Origin of the sequence: Marinomonas sp. ef1 (genome assembly GCF_002806845.1) — a bacterium.
GTDB classification, from domain to species: Bacteria; Pseudomonadota; Gammaproteobacteria; order Pseudomonadales; family Marinomonadaceae; genus Marinomonas; species Marinomonas polaris.
Genome location: NZ_NHTT01000017.1, coordinates 38,028 through 62,206, shown reverse-complemented (window position 1 = coordinate 62,206; position 24,179 = coordinate 38,028). Strand labels below are relative to the sequence as shown.

Genomic DNA, 24,179 nt, shown 5'->3' with positions numbered 1-24,179 from the left:
TTAACCATTATAAAAAGTGATGAGATGATCATTACCTTGATCTACATACTCAGACGCTTGCTGAAGCATGCTTGGCATTTCTTCAAGGAATTCACACCAAGGCGTAAATAAATGACGAGCCCGAGCAACGGTTTCAGCTTCGTCCTGATACTTAAACAAAAACTGCACGATCAAAAAAGTGGAGTAAGTGAAAGAGCCGATTAACAAATCATAAATATGACGGTGAATACTTCCTTTCAAGAAATAAATCTGACGATGATGTGACCAAAATAAATCACATACTTGCTCACGTGTTGTTATCGATTCATCCCAGCCCTGTTGCAGAACCCGACTAATCTTACGGAAGTCATCTACAGAAATAAGCGCATTGGCAGACTGGTCCACTAACGACTCTGGCGGTTCGGTAAAAAATACGTTTTCTAGAATATCGATAACTTTAGTGTGATCGATTTTAGGATCCATGATGAGAACATCTTCAAAACGTAAGGGAGTTACGCCTTCGATTTTTGCGCCATCGGATAAATTAAAACTGGCAAAATTACGGCGCTTATTCAATTGTCGAGTAAGAGATTCCAACTGAACACGTGAAGTATCCATAATCCCTGTCGCGTAAATTGTGCCGCCGAAGTTTCCTTCGCGTTCTACTAATTTTGCTTCTTGGAAAGTTTGGAAGCCAGATTCTTTGCCGTCTTTATAATATCCACTGTGAACTGAGTGATGGCTGCCTTTATCTTTGAAACCATTGTCTACACCAAGGTAATAGACATTGTTAAAGCCAAAGAGATGAACATAAGACAGTGCCAGGTTAGCAACCACCGGATTACAGTAATTCAGCTGTACGTACTCTTTGCTATCACCATGGGAGCGTGCTTGATTTAACATTAAAGAGGTTATGGCTTCGCCTGGTTTCATCGCCATGCCCGAGCGTTTAAAGCAATCAAACAAGCCGGGGTGCATAACATTTACCGACAATCCCCAAATTTTATCGAGATAGTCTTGATCTAAAAATTGGAACTTATCAACCGTTTGTTTAAGGCGTTCAATATCTACATGGATATCAGGTGTCACACCTAATTTTTTTAAGGTGTTGATGGTCGAACCACAGCAAATCAGCAGAACTTGATCGCGCACTTCTTTGACTAATTCAATCCCTTGATCAAGAGATGGGCCATTTCCTAGAATGAAAACAGGAATATTACTCACCCATTTAGGCAAAACATCACGGCCTTGAAAATGGGCGATTTTAGTTTTAGGTAAGGACTTTAAGCCTTGCGCAATACCAATCAGTGCATCATCAAAAAAGCCCCAACCCATGACCTGACGAGCATACTGTTTTTTAAAATACTCAATCGCTAGATCATTCTCAGGGCTGCCATAACCAACATAAAGAAAAGTTTCTGGCGCCATGAAGAAACCATTCTCTTCTAATTGACGAAGGTACTTTTCGGTAAATTCTTCAGGACTCACACCTAAAAAGAAATGAATGGTACGACCATCACGGTTACAGATTTCTAAAATATTCTGCCACTCAATAGCAAACAATGAGTAATAGAAAAAATCCAAATCACATTCATACAGATAAAGGTGTTTTATCTCGCGCTCAGCAAGAATCATTTCAAGCTGATAACCAAACTCCACGCCAAACAATATTGCCGATCCAACAAACTCAGGCCAACCACTTTGTGGCTCTAGTCCTGCGGATTGTTGCTCAACTTGGTCTAGTATTTTATTACTGTAGTACACATGGCGGCTTGGGTGATTTGCTGTGCGCTCTAGATTTAATACCGTTTTATTAGGCTTAATAAAGGCTCTATTTACTCTTTCGGCAGACTGAGCTCTTGGATTTTTCGAAAAAAGTGGCACACCAACATCTTCACGGTAAAGATTAAGCTCACCGCTTTCTTCCATGTAAATATGACGTTTTTTAGGTTGGTAATCTTGAAAGGATTCAAAGATGTGAGGCATTATCTGAGAAAACATATTCATGTTTCTGATGTATCGCTCAGTCAACTCTTGATCATGCTCTTTGAGGCGTGATGCACCTCTTTCAAACAACGAAGCAAATGCTTCAGCCTGATCAATAGAGGATAAATTTTCCTCATTCTGCATTTTTCACGCCTTTGTACTTATTGACACTCTTACGAGTTTTATTAGTTTGGTAAAGTTGTTTTTGCATTTCCGCATGAACATCACGAATAAACTGAATAGCAGATTGATGTATCAATATAAAGTGCTTTATCCGCTCATTATCCTTTGGAGTAGAAAGTGGTCTAATGGAGCGAATAAAGCCATCATTTTCTTCACATAATAGCTGTATTTTTTCTACGTCTTTATCAATAACACTTTGTTCTAATGCGGCACTCAACTCAGTTAAGTGAGACATATCAAACATTAAACCGCTCCAACTCGGGCTTCGGTCTGGCCTTCATAAGCAGCTTGCTTATCAGCTGTAGATATTTGATCCCAAGCACCTTTAATTTGCAAAATAAGGCCCATTACCTGATCAAGAATTCCAGTATCTTTTGCAATGCTTGCTTCAGTGATACGAACTATCATGTATTCGTAAAGTGACTCAAGATTATCAACAAGCTCTGGATTAACATCACGGTCTAATGCATCTCTCAACGCATTAATAATTTCACTAGCGCGAGTTAATGCTGCAGCTTTTCCTTCCCAGTCTGAACGTTCGATACAACCTTTGCCTAACGCTAGCTTTTCAAGCGCACCTTGCATTAAGAGCTGAATGACGCGATGAGGGTCAGCCGACGCTAAATCAGACTTGATTGAGTCCTTTCTGTAGGCTTGGATCCCTTTACTCTTGTACATAGACAACCCCATTTAATACGTGTATTACAATTTAAAACAGTTTACATTTTTGCCAATACAGAATTCAAATAGCCGCCTTGAGCGTTCATATTTGCAAGACGAGAATCTAAACTTGTAAATTTAGAACGGAGTGAATCTTCATATTTGACCATGCGGTCTTCATAAGACTCTAATGCTCCTTCTGTACTATCTATCGACCGACGAACCGAATCCTTTAATGAATTTGTCATTCCGCTTGATCCAGTGTAGTTATCAAGTAGATTTTCTAACGACTGTGCCAAACCATTATCACCAGCAATCAATGGCGCTATATCGCTATAGCCTTTTTTCATAGCATTATCAAACTTAGTATTATCAAAACTAAGCTTACCTTTGTTATCCATTTTCACACCGAGATCGAAAATAGAAGTAAAGACTCCAGAATCACCATGACCACTCATTAATTGAGTAGATAAAGAGGACTGCAAATTCCGGACCACGCTATTGCCATTTAAAACAGCGCCTCTATCTGAGCTAGCTTGTAGCACCCCAATAACATCATTGTAAGAGGCAATAAACTCTTCTATGGTTTCTTGTACTGTCTTCTGATCAAAACTGATGTCAACCTTTGTGGTTTTATCTGTCGGCGCCAAGGCCTCAATAGACAAACCAGCAACAGCTGTATCAAAAGTATTGTTATCGCTTCTAATCTGAATACCGTCTACAGTAATAATCGCATCGCGAGCTTCGTCGCCCAAAGGTGTATACAAACCAGCCGATATTCCTTCGGTCGAAACACTGTCTAAACTAAGAACACCATTATTGGCTGCAAGTGTAGAAGCACCTTTTTTATCTGCAATGTCTGAGCCTTTAGCATCTACACTAATAGGATCACTATCTGATTCTGCTATATCTTTTTCTTCATCTGCAGGAATTGGCCCATCATTGGCAAAATCGACATCGTCACCCGCTAAATCCAGCTCATCTTTTTCATCAACAGTTGGCTCAGATTGTTCCTCAATTGGAGCATCCTCAACCGTGTTACCTGAATTTTCTTCAATAGGATTATCAATAATGTTGCCACCTTCGTCTTTCACAACAGAAGTATTGATAATTTTGAGTGTATTTGCAGCACCCTGAATTGAAGATGTAGCCGTGAAGAATAGATTACCGTTACCATCGTCAACTAAATTAGCAGACACACCAAAGTTATCTTCCGATGTATTAATTTGGTTACGAAGTTCGGATAAGGTAGTACCAGCATCAACGGTAATAGAAAACTCGTTGCTACCAGCTTTAAAGGTAAGTCGCGAATCTTGTTTAGTAACAACATCATCCGCGGAGGAAAAAGTACCAGGCGCCGACATAACTCGACTACCCTTTGCTAGCTGATTCACATCAATAGCATAAGAACCATTAGAAGCCGTACTATCTGTAGTAATAGCAATAACTTCTTCACCTTCTGTTTGGGCGATTTTTGCATCACGCCCAGTAAAAAGCTCATCATCATTCAGAGCTTTGACAGAAGATTTAAAAGTATCAATAGCAGAGCCAACTTTACCTAATGCAGACAGTTCAGCCTCATAACCATCAATTTTATCTTGATAAAGTTTTACTTTAGCGTCTTTTTGAGCACTCACCATTTGCTTAACAAGGGACTCTAGATCAATACCAGACCCTGCACCTAATGAGCCTACCGACATAACTTTATCTCCTGACACCTACATTATCTATTATCAGACCTCACTGTTTACCAAGGTTCCCTTGATATCACTTAGTTGGCTCATAATAGCATCTATTCTATCAGACATTTTAAGAAACTCTTCTGTAGGGATTTGGCGTACCACATCACCCGTTGTCTGATCTAACACTTTTACGATATTTTGCGCTCTGTCTTCTGTAATTTCAAAGGTTAAATGCACATTTAATTGAGACATTTTTTGATTCATGATCTCAACATCATGAGGCTCCACCTTCGCAGAAGAGTTTAAAAATTCAGAATTTCGATTATCTTTATCTGCTCTGCTTATGTCGGCTGTATTTTGTACAACTTTAGCATTTGCTTGGCGTAAGGCGGCAAAATCTTCTGCGGCACGCTGTTCTGGCTTCAAAGAGTAATTGAGACCCTGCTTAGAAAAATCACTGGCATTAATAGACATATCAGAGTTCCCCCAAATAGACAAAAGCCGGGACTATGTCCCAGCTTTCCGCTACCAATAATGCTTAACCCAATAGAGACAAAGCAGTTTGTGGACGTTGGTTTGCTTGAGCCAAGATAGATGAACTTGCTTGCTGAAGAATTTGAGAGCTTGTTAGCTTAGCAGTTTCTTCCGCAAAATCAGCATCACGTACACGAGCACGAGCAGATGATACGTTTTCGGTAATGTTACTCAAGTTACTAATTGTAGAACCAAAACGGTTTTGAACAGCACCCAATTCAGCACGCTTTGAGTCAACTGCTGCAATCATAGTGTCTAGAACGTCAACCATGCTCTGAGCATTAGCCATTGAAGATACAGAAGCAGTTGATACGTCAACCTGTGCAGTAGTTGAACTACTAGACAGACCAGACATAGTGAAACCACCATTACCAGCATAATCGATTGTGTTGTTAATGCCACCGTCAGTTAAGTTAAAGCTGATAGTTTGGTTAGAGTCTGCACCCACCTGGAAAATACCAGTGTAAGTACCATCCAATAAGTTCTCACCACCGAAGGTAGTATCTGAAGCGATACGGTTAATTTCAGTAGATAACTGACTAACTTCTTGTTGAATAGCCGCGCGATCTTTATCTGAGTTTGAACCGTTTGACGCCTGGATAGATAGCGTACGCATACGCTGCAACATGTTTGTTGTTTCATCCAATGCACCCTCTGCCGTTTGAGACAAAGAAATACCATCGTTGGCGTTACGAACCGACTGATTCAAGCCATTTACCTGAGAGGTTAAACGGTTAGAGATAAGTAGACCTGCCGCATCATCAGAAGCACTGTTAATACGTAAACCAGAAGACAAACGTTCAAAAGATGTATCCAAAGATTTAGCTGAGCCCATTAGCTGGCGCTGTGCACTTAAAGATGAAGTATTAGTGTTTACATAAAGAGCCATCATAGCCTCCTAGGTTTTATTAAATCCTGCAAAAAAGCAGATCGTATAAGGTTTTCGACAAGAATCTGAAAACCTTTAGTCAAATTAGGAATTTTTTTTCCCTTTAACGGAAAAAAACATCCTATATTGCGGCAAATTAATGCCTAACTAATTGTTTTTAAATGAATTTAAAACAATTAAATTTATTTGCACTTTTTTTTAAAATAATGTGTTTTTGCCCTAAATATCCAAAAAAACACACCTGAAGTGCCTTTAAAATTCTTTTCTAGGTAGGCAAGCTGACGAAAAACTTTCGCTATGTATCCGATCTCCACCAGCCAAAGCGGCAACCACCTACCATAAAAATGATATTCCACTTAAAAAGCGCCCAAAAATTGCCACCCCAAAAGCCACTTACTTTCAGCAGCTATTCAAGACAAAAAACGCCCGTAGCTCATTTAAAAACTAACAAAAGACGCAACTGTGCTATTCAAAAAACCATAGGCAATTTTTCCGTCTGCTTTTTCAGCCATAGGCTTTCCCTGATGTAAATAGGTCAGAAAACTTACTTTTGCGTCCACGAATGACCAAGCTGTGTTCACAACTGCAATCTATTCGGAAGGTTAAAAAAGAAAACTGCCATCAACGTCAATTCCTCAAAATCAATACGTTTAATCCGACTATCAAGGCTGCGGAAAAAAAGACGCAGCTGTGCCGTTCAAAAAATCCGAAAACCGAAATTTTGCCCACTCTTCAGCCACAGGCTTTCCCTGATGTAAATAGCTCAGAAAACTGACTTTTTCGTCCACAAATGACCATACTGCATTCACGACCGCAATCTATTCGGAAGGTTAAAAAAGAAAACTGCCATCAACGTCAATTCCTCAAAATCAATACGTTTAATCCGACTATCAAGGCTGCGGAAAAAAAGACGCAGCTGTGCCGTTCAAAAAATCCGAAAACCGAAATTTTGCCCCCCTTTTCAGCCACAGGTTTTCCCATATGTAAATAAGTCAGAAAGCTGACTTTTTCGTCCACGAATGACCACGCTTTGTTCACAACTGCAATCTATTCGGAAGGTAAAAAAAGAAACCTGTCATCAAACTCAATTCCTCAAAATCAACGCGTTTAATTTGCCAAAAAAAGACGCAGCTGTGCCGTTCGAAAGATTGGAAAAACGAAATTTCGCCCACTCTTTATCCACAAGCTTTCCCTGATGTAAATAGGTTGGAAAACCGACTTTTGTGTCAGTGAATGACCACGCCGCGTTCACAATCGCAATCTATTCAGAAGGTTAAAAAAGAAATCTGTCATCCATCTCAACTCCTCAAAATCAACACGTTTAATTTGCCAATCAAGGCTGCGAAAAAAATACGCAGCTGTGCTGTCAATAAAAAATTCATTGCTCATGCGACCTAACGGAACAAGACATCGCCAACATGCATTCGACACATTTCAATTCGCTAGAGCCTGTTCTATTCAGTACTCTTCATTTTTTAGCAGCGAGCCTTGGCTACTAAAACCTAGTAAAATCACCTATAGTTTCTCGCAAGACCCAGCAATGCATTTAAGACACAGACACATCGCTGCAATATTCACTAAAAACGATCCAAGCTCTTGAAAAGACTTGATTAAAAAAGCCTATCTCAAAGCCGATCAAGAGCAAAACAACACATATGTCGTGATCTGTTTACTCAATAATCGCCTGCGACATAAGCCTCAACACCACATAAAACTTCCCCCCAAAACCACCCAAAACGCACACAAAACACGCTATTTGGGCAAAAAAAAGCCGGGTGAAAAAATCACCCGGCATAAAAGGCACCTCTAGGAGAGAGAAGTAGCCCATTTTCCGAGACAAACTCGAATCGTTTGCAAAAGCTGCAATCTAGTGCCGCTTCACATCATGCTATTTTGTATAAATTAATTACCTAATAAAGATAATGCAGTCTGAGGGCGCTGATTTGCTTGAGCAAGAATAGTACTACTTGCCTGTTGCAAAATTTGCGTGCTAGTCAGATTGGCAGTTTCTTGAGCAAAATCGGCATCTCGAACTCGAGCACGAGCCGAAGATACGTTTTCAGAAATGTTACTCAAGTTAGTAATTGTAGAACTAAACCGGTTTTGTACAGCACCTAGCTCTGCTCGCTTAAAATCCACCGCTGAAATCATACTATCAAGAATGGAAATCATACTTTGAGCATTCGCCATACTCGAAACAGACGCGGATGTTTCATCCACCTGAGCTTGAGCCTGGTTAGATAGACCTGACATGGTAAAACCATTATTGGCCTGATAATCAATAGAGTTATTTGGGCCACCAAACTCCAAAGTAAAACTAATCGTTTGGTTGGCATCGGCACCAACTTGGAAAATACCTTGATAAGTACCGTCTAGTAAGTTCGCGCCACCAAATGTAGTGGTTGCGGCGACTCGGTTTATCTCTTTAGACAATTGCCCCATCTCTTGCTGTAGAGCGACACGGTCTTTGTCTGAGTTTGAGCCGTTTGCTGCCTGAATGGACAAGGTACGCATGCGTTGTAGCATACTTGTCGTTTCGTCTAATGCACCTTCAGCTGTTTGAGCTAAAGAAATACCATCGTTTGCGTTTCGTACAGATTGGTTCAAACCATTAATCTGTGAGGTCAAACGATCTGAAATTTGAAGACCCGCAGCATCATCTGCAGCGCTGTTAATTCGACGACCAGATGACAAGCGTTGGTATGACGTATCAAGGTCTCGACTAGAGTTTGCAAGTAACCGCTGAGCATTCAGCGAGGACACATTAGTATTTACGTATAAAGCCATTTTTTCTCTCCTAAAAACATTTTTTTTAACGAGACAACCTTTTGATTTAATTAGTTATTTGGTTTTTGTCTCTTATTAAAGTTATCGACACCTTGGCGCTGATCTTTAATATTTTTTTATACTTTTTTTGAATTTCTTACATTTTCTTAACTCAAAAAAAGCGGTACCCACAGTTATCGAACTCAGAGTAAATAACTTTAAGAATAAAAGTGAAAAACACGAAAAAGACTTAAAAAAGGTATAAAAAGATACATAGACATCTAATGATCTATTTCTCGCTAAACGGTGAACGGTGAACGGTGAACGGTGAACGGTGAACGGTGAACGGTGAACGGTGAACGGTGAACGGTGAACGGTGAACGGTGAACGGTGAACGGTGAACGGTGAACGGTGAACGGTGAACGGTGAACGGTGAACGGTGAAGATTATGAGATATGATTAATAAACTGCAAACCAAACATTTGCGGATCGACCTCTTTTTCTATTCTCACCTCTGTCCTTAAGTTAGCAGATTTATTTAACTCAATATCAGAAGCTTCAACAAACGCCTTATTTGTAGCACTATAAACCTGACGAATTAAAGAAGGCTGGAACGATTTATTCAATGTCAAAACGAACCCAATACGCCCGTTAGATAAAGACACACAAGAGCCAACAGGAATACTGCCAATGCTTTTTAAGAAGACCGCAAGCAGTTGTTTATCGAATGCTAGACCCGACTCTTTACGCATCTGCTGACATGCTTTAATTGGCCCCATAGAAGGTTTATGTGGTTGCTCAGATGTCATTGCATCATACGCATCAATTATTGCTGCTATTTTCCCATAGACTGAAATCTCTTGATCTTGTTTACCCGAAGGGTAGCCAGAGCCATCAATTTTTTCATGATGATCAGATAACATCTGATAAACAGCCTTAGGTACACCATCACATTTCTGTAATATCTGCTCTCCGAACTGAATATGTTTACGAAATAAATCAAACTCGCTATCTGTCATTTTTGTGGTTTTTGTTACCATGGCTATTGGCAAACGAAAGCGCCCCAAATCAAACAACAAAGCGCCAAGCGTAATCACCTCAACATAAGCACTCGATAATTTCATTGCTTTGGCAAAATGAATACCAAGCACAGCCATACCCATAGCATGCTGTTCTAAATAAATTGAAGCATCTTTTATATGACGTATTGCCATTAGCGAAAAATTATTACGAGTATGCGACTCAATAAGTCGACGGCAAAACTTCATAAGCTCAAGCATTTCTAGCTGGTCACCACGCTTAAAGCGCTCCACCTGAGTAGACAGTAAAGAATACCCATCCTGAAATATTTTAAGCGCTGTGGCCGTTTCATCATCAAATGAAGTAGGAATGAATTTACTTTCTACTGGCGTTTTTTTAAGGGCCGCAGATTTTGGCGTTTGTTGCTCAACTTCCACGGTCGAATTTGAGACATCAGTAGCAGCTTCTTTAATTAATTCACCACTTTTATCCATTCGAGCTTTGTAACTAAGGATATATTCTCTTGTCTGCTCGTTTAATTCTTGTCTAAAGTAGCGAAAAAGACTTTGACTTCGGGCATGCTTACCACGTAACTCTTTTGTGTTTAGATCCGGATTAAGCTTCTTAAGACTTCTGACAGATCGACCGCTAGCAATAGACATGCACAAAATAAGAAATCGCTCTTGCGCATCATAAAGACGCTCGCGTCGGCTGTTTAACAATTTACCGTCAGAAAAATACGGATCATAAGGAAGGAATTCAGAATCCAATGTGGGACGTAATAAATCAAATGCCAGTTGGCGCATAGCGACACCGACAATTCTATCTTTTCTACCATGGAGCTTTATAAGGCTTTGAACACGCTTACTCCCAACAACCTTATCTTTAATTTCTAAGATACCGAGTATTTCATGCATATCAAAATACCCAACATTGATATCAGCCCCAAAACAGGACTCCATTTTAAATACTGACATCTTTTACCTTATATCCTAGAGCTTACATCTTATTAAACAGAGAAAGATTACTCATGCGAGTAAACACCTTTTGTGAAGCGCTGAGTGCAGATTCTTTCATAGACAATTCTGTCGCAGCGGCAGCAATATCCAATCCAGCAATGCGGTCTTGACTAACAGCATTAGATAATTGGTTTGCAGAACTAAAACTCTCTCTATCACGAAGGATATTCAAACGCGCACCAACCGATGAACGACCTTCACTTACTTTACGTTGAGCATTATTAATGCTGGCATTGGCATCAGAAAAAGCACGCTCTCGATCTTCAGACGACGAATTACGATCACTTAACACCGCCAAGGTATCATTAATTTCATTCAAAACATTGTCACGTCTTGGTTTCTCTAAGGTAACATCAGCCGTTGCTCCAGGCTCGCCTTTCATAAGAAATGACATACCGCCAAAATTAATTGGCTTACCAGCTGTATACAAGCCTGAAGACACCACTTCACCTAAATTATTGGTGATACTGTATGAACCTGGCGTACCATCAAAAGCTCTGCGCCTATCCTGATCCGCTTTAGTATCTGAGCCAAGATTAGTCGAGTCAACTGGCGGCGGTGTTGCACCAGCAGCAATAATTGGAGTAGTTGTTAGGCGAAAAATATTAGAAGACGGATTTTCAGGATCATAATTATTCGCCATAAACTGATTAAAATCGCCTTGGTTTCCTACTTTGGCAGAAAGCATTACATCGCCAGTCAAAGCTTGCGCTGAAAAAGTTCGATTTGTCCAAATATCTTGAAAGAGTTTTTTCCCAGAGTCTGAAACAGGAATCTTCATATCTTCTGAAATTTGAGCGTACTTTTGCCCTTCATTGCCGGCCCACTGATAACGACCTTGGCTGTCTAAGATAAACGGTGGCCCTTGGGTATCTGTTCCCGCAAAAATATAGTTTCCATCGGCACTTTTTGAGTTCATCAACTCGGCCATAGATTCTGTTATCAAAGCAACTTCTTGGACAATCGCATCAATATCTTCTTGGGTGTTAATATCATTTTGCGCTTGAATGAAGAGTGTACGGATATCATCCATAGAATCATTCAAACTTTCTAATGCCACTTCTTGATACTCAAGATGACTCGTAGCCATCTTCATAGATTCGTCAAAGAGCTTCAGGCGATTATTACTACCTTCGTACATCAATATTTGACTGGCGCCAACAGGATTATCACTCGGTCTAACAATGTCAGTTTGCGCCGAAATCTTCTCTTGGGCGTTCAGAATTTTTTCATTTGCTTGACCAATCGCTCTGCTCGACTGACCATAAATTAAATTATTCGTCACTCGCATAAACTTACCTCATAATCCCTAGCAAAGTTTCAAACGTCGTACGAGCGGCTGTGACAACTTGAGCGGAAGCAGAATAAGATTGTTGATATTTCATAAGATTCACCGCCTCCTCATCAAGGCTCACCGCCGACAATCTGTCACGACGATTGACACTGTCGTTCATAATCACTTCACTAGATTCTGCATGACCTGCCGCCTCTGCTGTTTTCGTTCCGACATAGGAAATAAAACCTGCGAATGCTTTGGTTAAACTTGCTTTACCTTCCACCAATGACTGATTTTGCAAATCAATTAATGCCAATCCATTAAAGTTATCGGATGGCCCCATTTCATCAGTGCTAATAGAAAACTCATCACCTTGTTGCGGCATAGACGAAACAGACACATCAAACCCAGCCTCTCCTGCCAATCCAGCTTGCTCCAACAAATTAGTGTACTGAAGCACGTTGTCCACTGCTGCAATATCAACACCAGAAGCATCTCGAACAACATACGAACTAGGTGATGTAAAATAAATTTTATGTGGCGCACTCGGATAAAGAGAACCATCTGATGCAAATGCCGATGAGTCTGGTCGAGTATTCGTCACTAAAGACAAAGATATTCTCGCATCCGATAAGTTGTCTGAGTTCGTCGATACTCCCACTGGCGCACTAAGTGCAAGAGCATCACCATTTTTAGCCTGTAAGCTTAAACCTGCGGCAGCACCCGCTGTAGGGGTAAAACGAAAAACGTCATCATGATCAATCGTATTAAAATCACCGACTCGAATATCTAAACCCAAGTCTGCGACTTTGTAATAGCCATTGCTATCAGGTGTCATAATTGATGGGTCAAAGATAGTAGATTGACCAACAGACTTACCGTTTAAATCGTATTTTGTGATAGCAAATCTATCATCATCAGTTCTAGTAAGTTCATAGGTATTAGTGGTAATTTTAGACGCTTCTCCTGCCGAGACTCTGACAGAAATATCAGATAGTTTATTAGTATTATCCGGACTGGAGTAAATACTAATTGCCCCCAATGCAAAGAGATCTTTACCAAAGTTTCCATTCGCATCAAGCCCTTTAGCATTCTGGGTGTTCATAGCGTCTGATATGGAAATAGCATGCTGGCCCAAAGTACGACCCGAATACTCACTAAATTCGGATCGAAAATCCACCAATCCGCCAACGCTACCGCCTAACCTTTCGGTTTTCAGAGCAACATTGTAGTTTCCAAAGCTCACAACCAAATCAATTTTCTTTGGATTTAACGAATTAGGAATTACTTTTAATTCAGTGGGAGTTTGGTCCATTACCAAAGGCTGACCATTAGCCAGTTGAATCGTCATTAACCCTTTATCATTAAATTGGGCATCGATGTCTAAATATTTAGAAAGGTCTTTCGCTAACAACTCTTGCTGATCTCGCAATTCATTCGCAGGCGAAACAGACAAACCTTCTTCTCTTAGTATTTTGCTATTTAAATCAGAAATTTTTGTTGTAATCGCGTTTACATCTGTCAGAGATGTAGACAACTGCTGATCAACTAGGTTTTCCTGATCAGTCACCATACGTGAAAGCGTTTTATACTGATCAACAAGGTTATTTAAACTTGAATGAGCAAGCTGCCTTAATGAAGGCGAGGTAGGATCATTATTTGCTGCCTGCAACGCGCTAAATGCCTTATCCAGATAACCAGTAAGAGAAACGCTGTCTTCTGCAAGAAGGCTATCAGATGCAGTTAGTAGAGAGTGGTAGGTATCGTGATATGAAAAATCAGAAGTATCAGAACGCACTTGAGCGCTAACAAAATTATCAACAAGGCGTGAGGTATCACGAAGCACAACGCCGCCAACAGGTGAACTAGTGGTATCTGTTCTTTGACGACTATAGCCCTCTGTATCCACATTGGCTGTATTTTGCCCAGTCGTATTAATACGGGCATTACTAGACAGTAGTCCAGACAAACCAATTGAATATAAATTTGAGCCCATAGCTCACACCCCTAGTACGTTTTTCAAAATAACCTTGAACTCTTCTTTAGCTCTATCGGCTATTAATGCAAGAACTTTACCAAAGCTGAGAATTGAGTGGTTTTATTATTACAAACCTTGAAACCACTTACTTGAAAGGATGTTGTCGATTTTTTCGGAGTACTTTGGATCCGTTGCGTAGCCGCCTTTTTGCAAAGAAGCGGCAAACATTGACGCGTCATCCCCAGCCCGCAAGGCATCTTTATACCGCTCACTAGAAGATAAAAAATTCGCATAATCATCAAAGCTTTGCGAAAAAGAATCATAAGCACGAAACGCTGCTTTTTCACGCTTGGCCACACCATCACGAAACTCTAAGGTATTTACAACCGCCCTATCGCCTTGCCAACGATTATCCGCTTTTATACCGAATAGATTAAAACTCGCTGCGCCGTCTTCTTTAGCAATCGGATATTTCCCCCAGCCAGTCTCTAATGCTGCTTGAGCCAATATTGCTTTGGGATTAACGCCAAGTTTTTCAGCGGCCTGCTGAGCATGTGGCCATAGGTTTTCAACAAACTCATCAGGCGACCCGAACACCACAGAAAGTGCTGAGGGTGCGGAAGAAGACCCAGTAGAGGAAATATTTAGGGATTTTTGCTCCACCTCCTGCTGAACTGATTGTATAAATTCAGTAGAAGCACGGTGGGCCAAAGCTTGAATTCGAACCAAGTCTTGTTTGGCGACCTGATTCAAAAAATCAGTATCTCCTCGTTCTTTCGCTTCAGGCGAACTACTCCGACCTTGCTGTTGAGTTTGGTACTGACGAATCAGAGCCTCGGATAGTCCTATACCACCAGACTGAGCCATACTCTGAGACATCTGTGAATCCATCATCTCTTGATATTGCTTGGTTTGAGCGCTGGAAAACAGGCCGCTACCAATCGCTTCATTCGTACTACGCATGTTTTTCAACAGCATATTAATAAAGATAGACTCAAACTGCTGAGCAACGTCTTTTAACGCAGCATCAGGATCTTTTTGCGCCTTGGTCTTTAAATCGGTTAGCGTAGAAAAATCAGCAAAAAAATCTTGCTTTGGCGGTACTGAGTTCATAACCAAGCCTATATCACCACTAAATCAGCGTTAATCGCACCGGCTTGCTTTAAGCCTTCCAAGATCGCCATAACATCACCTGGTGCAGCACCGACTTGATTGACTGCACGAACAATGTCATTAAGCGAAGCACCTGGATCAAACACAAACATATGACCGCTATTTGGCGCTATTTCAATACCTTCTCGTGGTGACACAATAGTCTGTCCACCAGTGACCGTGCCGTCTTTTCCGACAACCGGCGGCACTTCTTTAATAGTCACCGTCAAGCTACCATGCGTAATCGCAGCTGGAGATACTTTAACGTGCTGACCAATAATAATGGTTCCAGTACGAGAGTTAACCACGATGCGCGCACGCTCTTCAGCCACTTCAACATCTAGGTTTTCCAGAATTGATAAATAGGTAACCCGCTGACTCGAATCTCTTGGTGCAGACACTCTAATCGATGTAGCGTCTAGTGTCGTCGCCACACCTGGTCCTAAAAGATTATTAATTTTATCAGTGACTTGTTTTGCTGTTGTAAAGTCTGGGCGATTAAGGTTAAACGTCAAGGTGTCACCCGTATTAAAACTACTGGGAACGATACGCTCTACACTTGCGCCATTGGGTATACGACCAACTGTAGGGACATTGCTTGTGGTTCGCGACCCATCAGCCCCATTGGCACCCAAACCACCAACAACTAAATTGCCTTGAGCAATCGCGTAAACCGCGCCATCAGCACCTTTTAATGTGGATAAAAGCAGCGTCCCACCACGTAACGCACTCGCGTTGCCAATAGATGAAACTGTCACATCAATTTTTTGACCTGGTTTAGAGAAAGCAGGCAAAGTAGCCGTTAAAGAGACCGCTGCAACATTTTTAGACGTAGCATTCACACCCTCTGGCAAGGTCACACCAAAACGAGACAGCATACTAGCAAAGCTCTGATTGGTAAAAGCTGTACTATCACCTGTTCCATTAAGACCAATCACCAAGCCATAACCAAACAATTGGTTTTCTCGGACGCCCTGAACACTAGCAATGTCCTTCAGACGCTCAGCCTGAACAGAAAAAGATAAAAAATATAAGACAATTAGCGCTATGTGCTTCATCACATCACCTATTGAAAGGAGCAAACCTCTCAGTTGTTAGATCATTAAATTAATAAGGCATATCACTAGAGTTAAGTAAACGACTCACCCAACCTTGCTCGCTTCCTGCGGCAACATCTCCGGTTCCAGAATACGTAATTCTCGCATCCGCAACACGTTCAGATTCTACTGTATTGTTTGGAGAGATATCTTGTTTACGCACCACCCCAGAGAAACGAATGTATTCGTCTCCTTGATTTAAACGTAGCCATTTCTCTCCACGCACTGCCAACAAGCCATTTGGATAGGCTCTATAGACAGTCACAGAAATCGTTCCACTTAAACTATTATTTTGATTCGCCGATGCATTTCCTGAAAAATCAGTTCCTTGCTGAGGGAGCGTTGTATCTACTTTTAACTCTTGACCTAATACTGTCGGATTTTCAATCGTTGCCGAAGAGGACTTAGAAACAGTTGCAGCATTAGCTTTCGTTGACGTCGTAGTTTCATTCAAATTAATGGTTAAGATGTCACCCACTTTACTGGCTTTCTGATCTCCGAAAAATACATCCCCCATACTGGTCTGGTAAATACCGCCAGTTGGTGCTTGCGAAGGATTCATACCATTCGGGTACACTGGCGCATAATAAGGATCATCCGACTGAATGGATTGACTAATACTAGGTCCATTTAATGGGTCATTAGGATCTGGTACAAAACCTTTACGCGGAACATCTGATGAAGGCTCTGCTGGTGTTTCACTATTATCACCAGCAACTGCGTCAATAACCGCATCAGTTGCAGCCGCAGCAGCTCCAGCCGCTGCTGCATTGGCAACCGCTTGTTCGTTAACATCCCAAGAGAGACAACCAGACAAACAAGCACTTAACAAAACCAAGAACGCAAATTTAATCTTCATCATATTCCACACGTTACTATAACTGCTGTATTGCAAAGCTCATCATACCATCGGCAGATGCTATGACTTTTGAGTTCATTTCATAGGCCCGCTGCGTCGTGATCATATTGACAAGTTCTTCAATAGAATTGACGTTGGAGGCCTCAAGCATTCCCTGAGCTATAGTACCTAATGAGTCAGTTCCAGGTACACCAACTAATGGCGGACCACTAGCATTTGTCTCAGTAAAAATATTCTGTCCTGAAGCACTTAACCCAGTTGGGTTTATAAAACCAGCAATATTAAGAGCACCGACCTGCTGAGCATCAGCATCGCCATTTTTACGCACAGACACAACACCATCTTCTGCAATCATGATTTCAATCACATCAGGATCAATTTGAATCCCGGGTTCAACCACCAAGCCGCCCGATGTCGCAAGCTGTCCCTGACTATTTAATTGAAGACTACCATCACGTGTATAAGCGATAGTGCCATCAGGTTGCAATACTTGTAAAAAGCCTTTGCCTTGGATAGCAATATCAAGCTGTCTATCCGTCATATTATAGTCACCATTGGAGAAGTCTTTTTGCGTTGCTCCAACTTTTACACCAGTACCTAACTGCAAACCTGATGGGAGTTCAGCATTCTGAGCACTCAAACCACCCGGTGCACGTACGGTTTTGTACATCAGATCTTCAAATACAGCTCTATCTTTCTTAAATGCAGTTGTCGAAACGTTTGCCAAGTTGTTGGCTACTACGTTTAACTGCTTATCCATCGCACTCAAACCGGTTTTACTGACCCATAATGCTGAATTCATAAAAGCCTCTTATTTAATTCCGTTAAATTCTTTACGTTATTTGTTAAGCACTTGCAGATTGCTCTTAAGACGTACGCTGTAGTATACGAGCTGAAGAGTCTGCGTTGTTTCTAATTGAATCCATCATCTTCACGTTCATTTCGAAGCGGCGCGCTAAGTTCATAATATGCGTCATCTCTTCAACCGCATTAACATTGCTGCCTTCGATGAAACCACTTACTAGCTGTACATTAGGATCAACCTCATAAGTCTGACCATCGCGCGAATGAATCAAACCATCTTCTTCTTTGCGTAAATTTTGTTTATCAGGATTAACCAATTTAATCTGATTAAGCACTGCAACTTCGTTGTTTGCGCCACCTTGAGGAACAATAGAAATAGAACCATCGGCAGTAATGTTAATACTATCTGCAGGTGGCAAAAATATAGGCCCATCTATACCAGCAACTGGCAAACCTCGTCCTGTTACTAATTGCCCTGCGGCATTAATTTGGAAGTCGCCAGCTCGAGTGTAAGCCTCTTGCCCACTTTCATCATAAACAGCAATAAAACCCTCTCCGGCAACCGCAACGTCCAAATTCCTACCAGTCTGTATCATGTCACCTTGGGTGTAACGTGTGGCTGGATTCTCTGTCATCGCATAGACACGACTAGGATGATAGTCACCATATACCTGCATAGAGCGAGCTTGTTCGAAATCAGAACGAAAGCCAGTCGTACTCACGTTCGCCAGATTGTTAGCGTGTATTGTTTGAGCATTCATGGTTTGTACACCACCACTCATTGCTAAATATAAGGCCTTATCCACTACAATTCTCCCAGAAGAATTTACATAACTAAGGTAACTACTATCAAAAAACGTACCAACTTATAAAAACAATAAAAAAAGCAAAAAAAAGCCGAAACAGCGAGGCTGTTCCGGCATCAAATCTTCTCTCTCCAGAAAATTAGCGGAGGTTAATTATCGTCTGTGTGACAGTATTTTCTGTTTCTAACGTTTTACTGTTCGCTTGGTAATTACGCTGCGCCTCAATAAGCGCAACCAATTCAGACGTAAGATCAACGTTAGACTCTTCTAACGCGCCCCCTTGAATTTTTCCAAATGTTCCTGTATTCGGACGACCAATGTCAGCAGGACCAGAACCCTTACTTGCCAGCCAAGAAGTATGTCCTGACGGCATAAGTCCGTCCGTACTGTCAAATGTTGCCAAGGCAATCTGGCCAAGAGTTGCCGTTTGTTGGTTTGTATAATTGGCCATTAAGAAGCCATCACTATCAAACGATACGCCTTGCAACTCGCCAGCAGAAAAACCGTTCTGATCAAAATTATCTGTATTATTTAAAGCAAACTGCGTCGAACCGGTTAAGTCCAATGGTGTAATTTGACCTCGATTAGTTGGATCTATCCCCGAAATCTCTAACGTAATTGGTTGCGCAACACCAAAAGGAGGAAGTCCACGGTAAGACCCCAACAAATTACCAGCAGCATCAAAAGAGACTGTAGTATTTTTTTCTAAATACCGCGTATCTTCACCTGTCAAAGGATCGGTATAGCTTTCCTCACCATCCAAAGTAACGCGTAGTTCGTAGGTATTATTTTCACCTTGTTTAATAAAATAATACCCCAGCGTGTGAGTCTCACCCAAAGAATCAAAGACGGTTCTTGTATTACCATAGTTGTAAGTCTCAGGACTCAGCGGATCAAAAACTTCTCGAGCAACAGCACTAGGCTCTCGCATCTCTGCTGGAGTAAGAGCAGAGGCTATGGCAACACCACCCAATGTTCCAGCGATAGCTAAAGGCGTTTTCGTTCCAGTAGCGATATCTGCTTCACCAGGCTCCGTTGCACCAAGATACAGAAGCTCAAACGGCTGCTCTTCTGTACCATCGCCGTTATAATCAGTACCACCTTCCGCAGAGTTAAAAGTAGCGAAAGTTTCACCCAAGAACGCAGCACCAGTATCATCAGTCAGGTTTCCATCAACTGTGGCATTTACTTTATAAGTATTAGGCAACTCACTTTTTGAATAATAGTAAGTAACAATGTGTGTTTTACCATTGCCGTCTGCGACACCTTGAGTTTGGGTGAAGTTATAAGTATCTGGATTCAACGGGTCAAAATCCGCTTTAATAAAAGCAGGTATGTCTTCATTCTTTGAATCCAAGTTCACTTTCAAGCCCATTGTTGTGGTTGGCTCTGGTGGAATCCGATCAGTTGGAACCTTTAGATCTTCTAAATTACCACCAACAACACCGTCTACAGCGTTAAAACCTAAAACATTACTCCCCGTATTCGTTACTAGAAAACCATTTTCATCCAGCTTAAAATTACCAGCACGGGTGTAGGATTGAGCAATACCAGAATCAAGAACAAAAAAGCCACTGCCATCAACGGCAAGATCTAGGTTGTTATCTGTATAAGATATATTACCTGCTGAAAATTCTTGAGAAACCTTACTCACACTTACACCAGAACCAATACTGTTACCGCTTCCGGCACCAAGCACACTGGTATTGTAGAGATCATCAAACTCAATACGTGACTTTTTAAAGCCAGTAGTATCCGCGTTGGCAATATTATTACCTGTAACACTTAAATAATCGGCAGAGGCTTTAATGCCAGATAATGCAGTATTGAATCCCATAATGCTCTCCAATCACCCTAATATTTCTAATTCGTTCGTAAGTTTGATTTTGCCGTGGTTTTCCACATTTAAAACCGTGCCATTTTCACCATTAATGGTGACGCCTTGAATACGTGTTGGAAGCTGAGTACTCATCGCTGATATTTCGCCTTGCTCATTGGTTGATGACGCGGCAAAACGATATTCACCAGGCGGCAAAACATTTCCGTCATCATCTAACTTGTCCCACTTGTACTCACCCGTATTCAGCGCAGCGGTACGAACAAGGCGGTTATCCGCATCGTATATTTTTAATGTTGCAGCCTTGGAATTCTCTGGTATTACCGTTCTCAACTGAACAGCCTCTAAACCATCGGTAACTTTCACTTTATTACCATCCATTAAGATAGACTTACCCACTAAGGTAGAGGCACTAAGTGCTTGATTAGACGTAAGCGAAGTGGCCATATTCTCTAATTGATCAGAGATACTAGTCAGTCGTTCTAGCGAACTAAATTGAGACATCTGCGCCACCATGTCGTTTGTGTCTTGCGGCGCGGTCGGATCCTGCCCTTTAAGCTGCTCTATATAAAGCTTCAAAAAGACATTTTGGTCAGCAAGTGCCGCTTCATCTTTCTGAACCTCTGGCTTTTCAATACCAGCTTTTGTCTTAGCCGCTTCAGTCCCATATTGGGAAATCAACCCATTAAGACCTTTCGAGTCAGATATATTTGCCATCTGTCAGCTCCTATGACTGCCCAAGCGTGAGCATTTTCTGCATCATACTTTTGGCTGAGTTCATAATTTCTACGTTTGTCTGAAAAGAACGAGACGCTGACATCATATCCGCCATCTCTTCCATCGGGTTTACGTTCGGATAAAACACGTAACCATCTTCATTTGCCATTGGGTGATCTGGTTCGTATCTAGGCTGTAAAGGTGCGTCCGATTCCACAATGCCATCTACTTTCACCCCAACACCAGCACCGGTATCATCTTTGTTCGCATTGTTCCAACCATATTCACGCATGCTGTCATTCATCATTTGTGAAAATACGGGCTTACGGGCACGATAAGTTTGATCAGCCGAACTTGCAGCACTGTCTACGTTTGCCATGTTGCTTGCAATCGTATTCAAACGTATGGTTTGAGCACTCATTGCAGATCCAGAAATGGTAAAAATATTACTCAAAGACATCGTCATTAATTCCCAGTAAGCGCTTTTTTCATGCCGTTAATTTTTCGATCCAAGAACATAAAACTCGTATCAAACTGTAGTGAGTTTTGAGCGTACTCAGCCTGCTCTCTTTGCATATCAACCGTATTACCATCCAAAGATGGCTGGTTAGGATTTCGGTACAACAAATCTTCAGACTCACCAGAAAAACCTTCCGCAGAAATATGACGTGAGTTTGTCCCAGCAAGCTGTAATTTTTTACTTTCATTATTTAAAAGCGAATCGAACGAAATATCTCTCGCCTTATAATTTGGCGTATCAGCATTGGCAATATTGTTTGCAAGGACAGCCGCTCTCGCGCTACGAAACTCAAGCGTCTTATCATGTCCAGCAAATGCACTTGCAAAAGAAATAGCCATTGGATCCTCAAAGAAAAATATTATTCATCTATACAAGCAACATAAAGCAATTATAGTGCCAATAAATAATAACCTTATTTTTCATACACTTAATTAAAATTAAAATAAGAACGGCAAAAAGCGGCAACAAATATAGGGAGAAAAACAGACCCACTTTGTTGTAGTTTGATTATAGGACAGGATAGTAAAAACAAAAAAGCAGCCATCAGGCTGCTTTTTTATAACGCAATAACGATCTAACTAGGACAAAGGCCCTATTAGCAATTAGATAGCGCTGTTTACAAAGTCTACCAATTGAGATTTAGACACTGCACCCACTTTAGTCGCTACCACTTCACCACCTTTAACGATAAGCAAAGTAGGAATACCACGTACATTGTACTTAGGTGCTGTTTCTTGGTTTTCGTCAACGTTAAGTTTAACAACTTTTACTTTGCCTGCGTATTCAGCAGCAACGTCTTCCAAAACTGGCGCAATCATTTTACAAGGACCACACCATGGAGCCCAAAAATCTACAATCACAGGGATGTCTGAATTAAGCACTTCTTCTGCAAATTGAGCATCAGTGATTTGAATTGTGTTCTCACTCATAATAATTCCTCAAAATTCTATATTTAACTAATGAATGTGGCTAGTGTATCACTAAATGATTGGGGTAAAAACGAGTTCTCTTTAATTAAAGCGATAGAAAAATGCTATAACATTAAAGATCGAATGACTGTTGGCAATTCAAGTAAGGAATGTATTTCTGCATGAGAGCGAGCGCCCCAATCATCCCCCCAACGCTGGGCACCATGACGATTAAACCAAATACTTTTTGCTCCAGCATTTGACGCACCAAAGACATCATCCATAGGGTGATCACCAATATGAATAAGCTCAGATAAGTCTACACCAGCCTTTTTTGCTGCCATTGAAAATACATCAACAGCAGGCTTTGCAACACCAACCTGGTCTGCTCGTACAGCAAAATCAAAATACTGTCCTAAACCGACATAAGGATGAAATACATCAGCATTACCGTTGGTGATAACAGCCAAAGCATAATCCTGGCTCAAAGCTTCCAAGACATCCACAACGTGGGGGTAAAGATCAACCTTTTGACGCCACTCACAAAAGTGCGCCAGCGCAGCACCAGCAACAGATTCAGCTTCCTCAGAAGGCAACCCAAATTGCTTTAACGCAAGCTTATATACAGCTAAGCGAATCGCAGTCAGATTAAAAGCCATTTCTGGATTCTTAGATAATACTTGGCCTTTTAACTCCTCTCGGGCGAGAAGCGAATATTGCAGAGAGAAACCAGGAAAGCGCTCTTCAAACCAAGACTCCATGGCATATTCCGCTCGCATAATGACCGGAGCGACATCCCATAAAGTATTATCAAGGTCAAAGGTAATAAGAATGCTCACGGCAACAGCCTCAATAGAATCGCACTCAATAAATCAGCGAGGTACTGAAGAAACAAGGCGCCTTTTTCCTTTTCAAAAGCCGATTTGCTTTCTGCCCCTAACACCAGAACACCACATTTTCTAATCTCTCCGCCTTCTCGCGAAAGAAGCGGTAAAACAGCAACAGAACGAATAGACGTAGCATCATCAAGGAAAAGAAAGCTCATTTCATTTGCTGGTAACATTCCACAAAAACAGTCCGTAAACCCAGCAGCATGAGACAAAAACATATCGTCTTCCACCAGCTTATGAGACCTAACAGCACTATCTGGAAACTCGCCGTATAAAACCAATTCATGATGAGACACTTCAAAATCGTCTCTCACCATATCGTCGACAATAACTGCTAGGTCGTCTAAGGAGCTACAGGTAAGACCTGCTAATACTAAACGACGACTTTTTTGCATAGTAGACTCATTTTCACGAGCCACTTCGACTAAACGCTCAAATTGAGCACGATAATCAGCCGTCGACTTGCGTAACAAATTCACCTGATATTCAAGTAACGAAACTACTTTCCCATTAACTGGATGAGGAAGTGTCAGACTCTCCAACAAATCAGCATGCCGAATAAAAAAATCCGGTGTTTTTGACAAATATTGAATCACTTCTTCTTCGCTCATAATCCC

General features: G+C 41.2%; 22 protein-coding genes. All 22 read right to left on the bottom strand.

Annotation, left to right across the window (positions count from 1 at the left end; genetic code table 11):
• Complete coding sequence (locus CCS02_RS19190; protein WP_100637458.1) at nucleotides 1-2,109, bottom strand: motility associated factor glycosyltransferase family protein; 2,109 nt, start codon at nucleotides 2,107-2,109, stop codon at nucleotides 1-3.
• Nucleotides 2,099-2,392, bottom strand: coding sequence for a hypothetical protein (locus tag CCS02_RS19185; RefSeq protein ID WP_072841133.1), 294 nt, complete (start codon nucleotides 2,390-2,392; stop codon nucleotides 2,099-2,101). Before CCS02_RS19185 ends, CCS02_RS19190 begins: the two co-directional genes overlap by 11 nt.
• Nucleotides 2,392-2,826 carry a flagellar export chaperone FliS gene (gene fliS / locus CCS02_RS19180; RefSeq protein ID WP_072841134.1) on the bottom strand — a complete coding sequence of 145 codons (435 nt, stop codon included), beginning with the start codon at nucleotides 2,824-2,826 and terminating at the stop codon, nucleotides 2,392-2,394. The genes CCS02_RS19185 and fliS overlap by 1 nt, the downstream gene beginning before the upstream one ends.
• A 41-nt stretch (nucleotides 2,827-2,867) precedes the next feature.
• Entirely contained in the window at nucleotides 2,868-4,508 is a 1,641-nt protein-coding gene (fliD, locus tag CCS02_RS19175) for a flagellar filament capping protein FliD (RefSeq protein WP_100187826.1), read from the bottom strand.
• Nucleotides 4,509-4,541: 33 nt separating this feature from the next.
• Nucleotides 4,542-4,964 carry a flagellar protein FlaG gene (locus tag CCS02_RS19170; RefSeq protein WP_072841136.1) on the bottom strand — a complete coding sequence of 141 codons (423 nt, stop codon included), beginning with the start codon at nucleotides 4,962-4,964 and terminating at the stop codon, nucleotides 4,542-4,544.
• A gap of 64 nt (nucleotides 4,965-5,028) precedes the next feature.
• The gene (locus CCS02_RS19165; RefSeq protein WP_072841137.1) at nucleotides 5,029-5,913 is read right to left on the bottom strand and encodes a flagellin N-terminal helical domain-containing protein; all 885 of its coding nucleotides are present in this window, start codon (nucleotides 5,911-5,913) and stop codon (nucleotides 5,029-5,031) included.
• A 1,902-nt stretch (nucleotides 5,914-7,815) separates the two neighbouring features.
• On the bottom strand, nucleotides 7,816-8,700 hold the full coding sequence (locus tag CCS02_RS19160) for a flagellin N-terminal helical domain-containing protein (RefSeq protein WP_072841139.1): 885 nt from the start codon (nucleotides 8,698-8,700) through the stop codon (nucleotides 7,816-7,818).
• A 425-nt stretch (nucleotides 8,701-9,125) separates the two neighbouring features.
• Nucleotides 9,126-10,676 carry an HD-GYP domain-containing protein gene (locus CCS02_RS19150; RefSeq protein ID WP_100637456.1) on the bottom strand — a complete coding sequence of 517 codons (1,551 nt, stop codon included), beginning with the start codon at nucleotides 10,674-10,676 and terminating at the stop codon, nucleotides 9,126-9,128.
• Nucleotides 10,677-10,698: 22 nt separating this feature from the next.
• Nucleotides 10,699-12,009, bottom strand: coding sequence for a flagellar hook-associated protein FlgL (gene flgL, locus CCS02_RS19145; RefSeq protein WP_100637455.1), 1,311 nt, complete (start codon nucleotides 12,007-12,009; stop codon nucleotides 10,699-10,701).
• Nucleotides 12,010-12,013: 4 nt separating this feature from the next.
• A complete protein-coding gene (gene flgK, locus CCS02_RS19140) occupies nucleotides 12,014-13,990 on the bottom strand; it encodes a flagellar hook-associated protein FlgK (RefSeq protein WP_100637454.1) in 1,977 nt (658 codons plus the stop codon).
• Between the two features lie 108 nt (nucleotides 13,991-14,098).
• Nucleotides 14,099-15,085 carry a flagellar assembly peptidoglycan hydrolase FlgJ gene (flgJ, locus tag CCS02_RS19135; protein WP_100637453.1) on the bottom strand — a complete coding sequence of 329 codons (987 nt, stop codon included), beginning with the start codon at nucleotides 15,083-15,085 and terminating at the stop codon, nucleotides 14,099-14,101.
• A gap of 8 nt (nucleotides 15,086-15,093) precedes the next feature.
• Nucleotides 15,094-16,182 carry a flagellar basal body P-ring protein FlgI gene (locus CCS02_RS19130; protein ID WP_072842064.1) on the bottom strand — a complete coding sequence of 363 codons (1,089 nt, stop codon included), beginning with the start codon at nucleotides 16,180-16,182 and terminating at the stop codon, nucleotides 15,094-15,096.
• Between the two features lie 49 nt (nucleotides 16,183-16,231).
• Nucleotides 16,232-17,083 (bottom strand): flagellar basal body L-ring protein FlgH, encoded by an 852-nt coding sequence (locus CCS02_RS19125; RefSeq protein ID WP_100188512.1) that lies wholly within the window; start codon nucleotides 17,081-17,083, stop codon nucleotides 16,232-16,234.
• A gap of 13 nt (nucleotides 17,084-17,096) precedes the next feature.
• The gene (gene flgG / locus CCS02_RS19120; protein WP_072842067.1) at nucleotides 17,097-17,882 is read right to left on the bottom strand and encodes a flagellar basal-body rod protein FlgG; all 786 of its coding nucleotides are present in this window, start codon (nucleotides 17,880-17,882) and stop codon (nucleotides 17,097-17,099) included.
• Nucleotides 17,883-17,946: 64 nt separating this feature from the next.
• Nucleotides 17,947-18,690 carry a flagellar basal-body rod protein FlgF gene (gene flgF, locus CCS02_RS19115; protein WP_100637452.1) on the bottom strand — a complete coding sequence of 248 codons (744 nt, stop codon included), beginning with the start codon at nucleotides 18,688-18,690 and terminating at the stop codon, nucleotides 17,947-17,949.
• A 139-nt stretch (nucleotides 18,691-18,829) separates the two neighbouring features.
• Nucleotides 18,830-20,527 (bottom strand): flagellar hook-basal body complex protein, encoded by a 1,698-nt coding sequence (locus CCS02_RS19110; RefSeq protein ID WP_072842070.1) that lies wholly within the window; start codon nucleotides 20,525-20,527, stop codon nucleotides 18,830-18,832.
• A gap of 12 nt (nucleotides 20,528-20,539) precedes the next feature.
• Nucleotides 20,540-21,244 (bottom strand): flagellar hook assembly protein FlgD, encoded by a 705-nt coding sequence (locus CCS02_RS19105; RefSeq protein ID WP_100637451.1) that lies wholly within the window; start codon nucleotides 21,242-21,244, stop codon nucleotides 20,540-20,542.
• Nucleotides 21,245-21,254: 10 nt separating this feature from the next.
• Nucleotides 21,255-21,704, bottom strand: coding sequence for a flagellar basal body rod protein FlgC (flgC, locus tag CCS02_RS19100; RefSeq protein ID WP_048814395.1), 450 nt, complete (start codon nucleotides 21,702-21,704; stop codon nucleotides 21,255-21,257).
• 5 nt (nucleotides 21,705-21,709) lie between these two features.
• Nucleotides 21,710-22,102 carry a flagellar basal body rod protein FlgB gene (flgB, locus tag CCS02_RS19095; protein ID WP_100637450.1) on the bottom strand — a complete coding sequence of 131 codons (393 nt, stop codon included), beginning with the start codon at nucleotides 22,100-22,102 and terminating at the stop codon, nucleotides 21,710-21,712.
• A 264-nt stretch (nucleotides 22,103-22,366) separates the two neighbouring features.
• Nucleotides 22,367-22,693 (bottom strand): thioredoxin TrxA, encoded by a 327-nt coding sequence (gene trxA, locus CCS02_RS19090; RefSeq protein WP_072842076.1) that lies wholly within the window; start codon nucleotides 22,691-22,693, stop codon nucleotides 22,367-22,369.
• A 104-nt stretch (nucleotides 22,694-22,797) separates the two neighbouring features.
• Entirely contained in the window at nucleotides 22,798-23,511 is a 714-nt protein-coding gene (locus tag CCS02_RS19085; protein WP_072842078.1) for an HAD family hydrolase, read from the bottom strand.
• Entirely contained in the window at nucleotides 23,508-24,173 is a 666-nt protein-coding gene (locus CCS02_RS19080; protein ID WP_100188505.1) for a DUF484 family protein, read from the bottom strand. Before CCS02_RS19080 ends, CCS02_RS19085 begins: the two co-directional genes overlap by 4 nt.
• Between the last annotated feature and the right edge of the window lie 6 nt (nucleotides 24,174-24,179).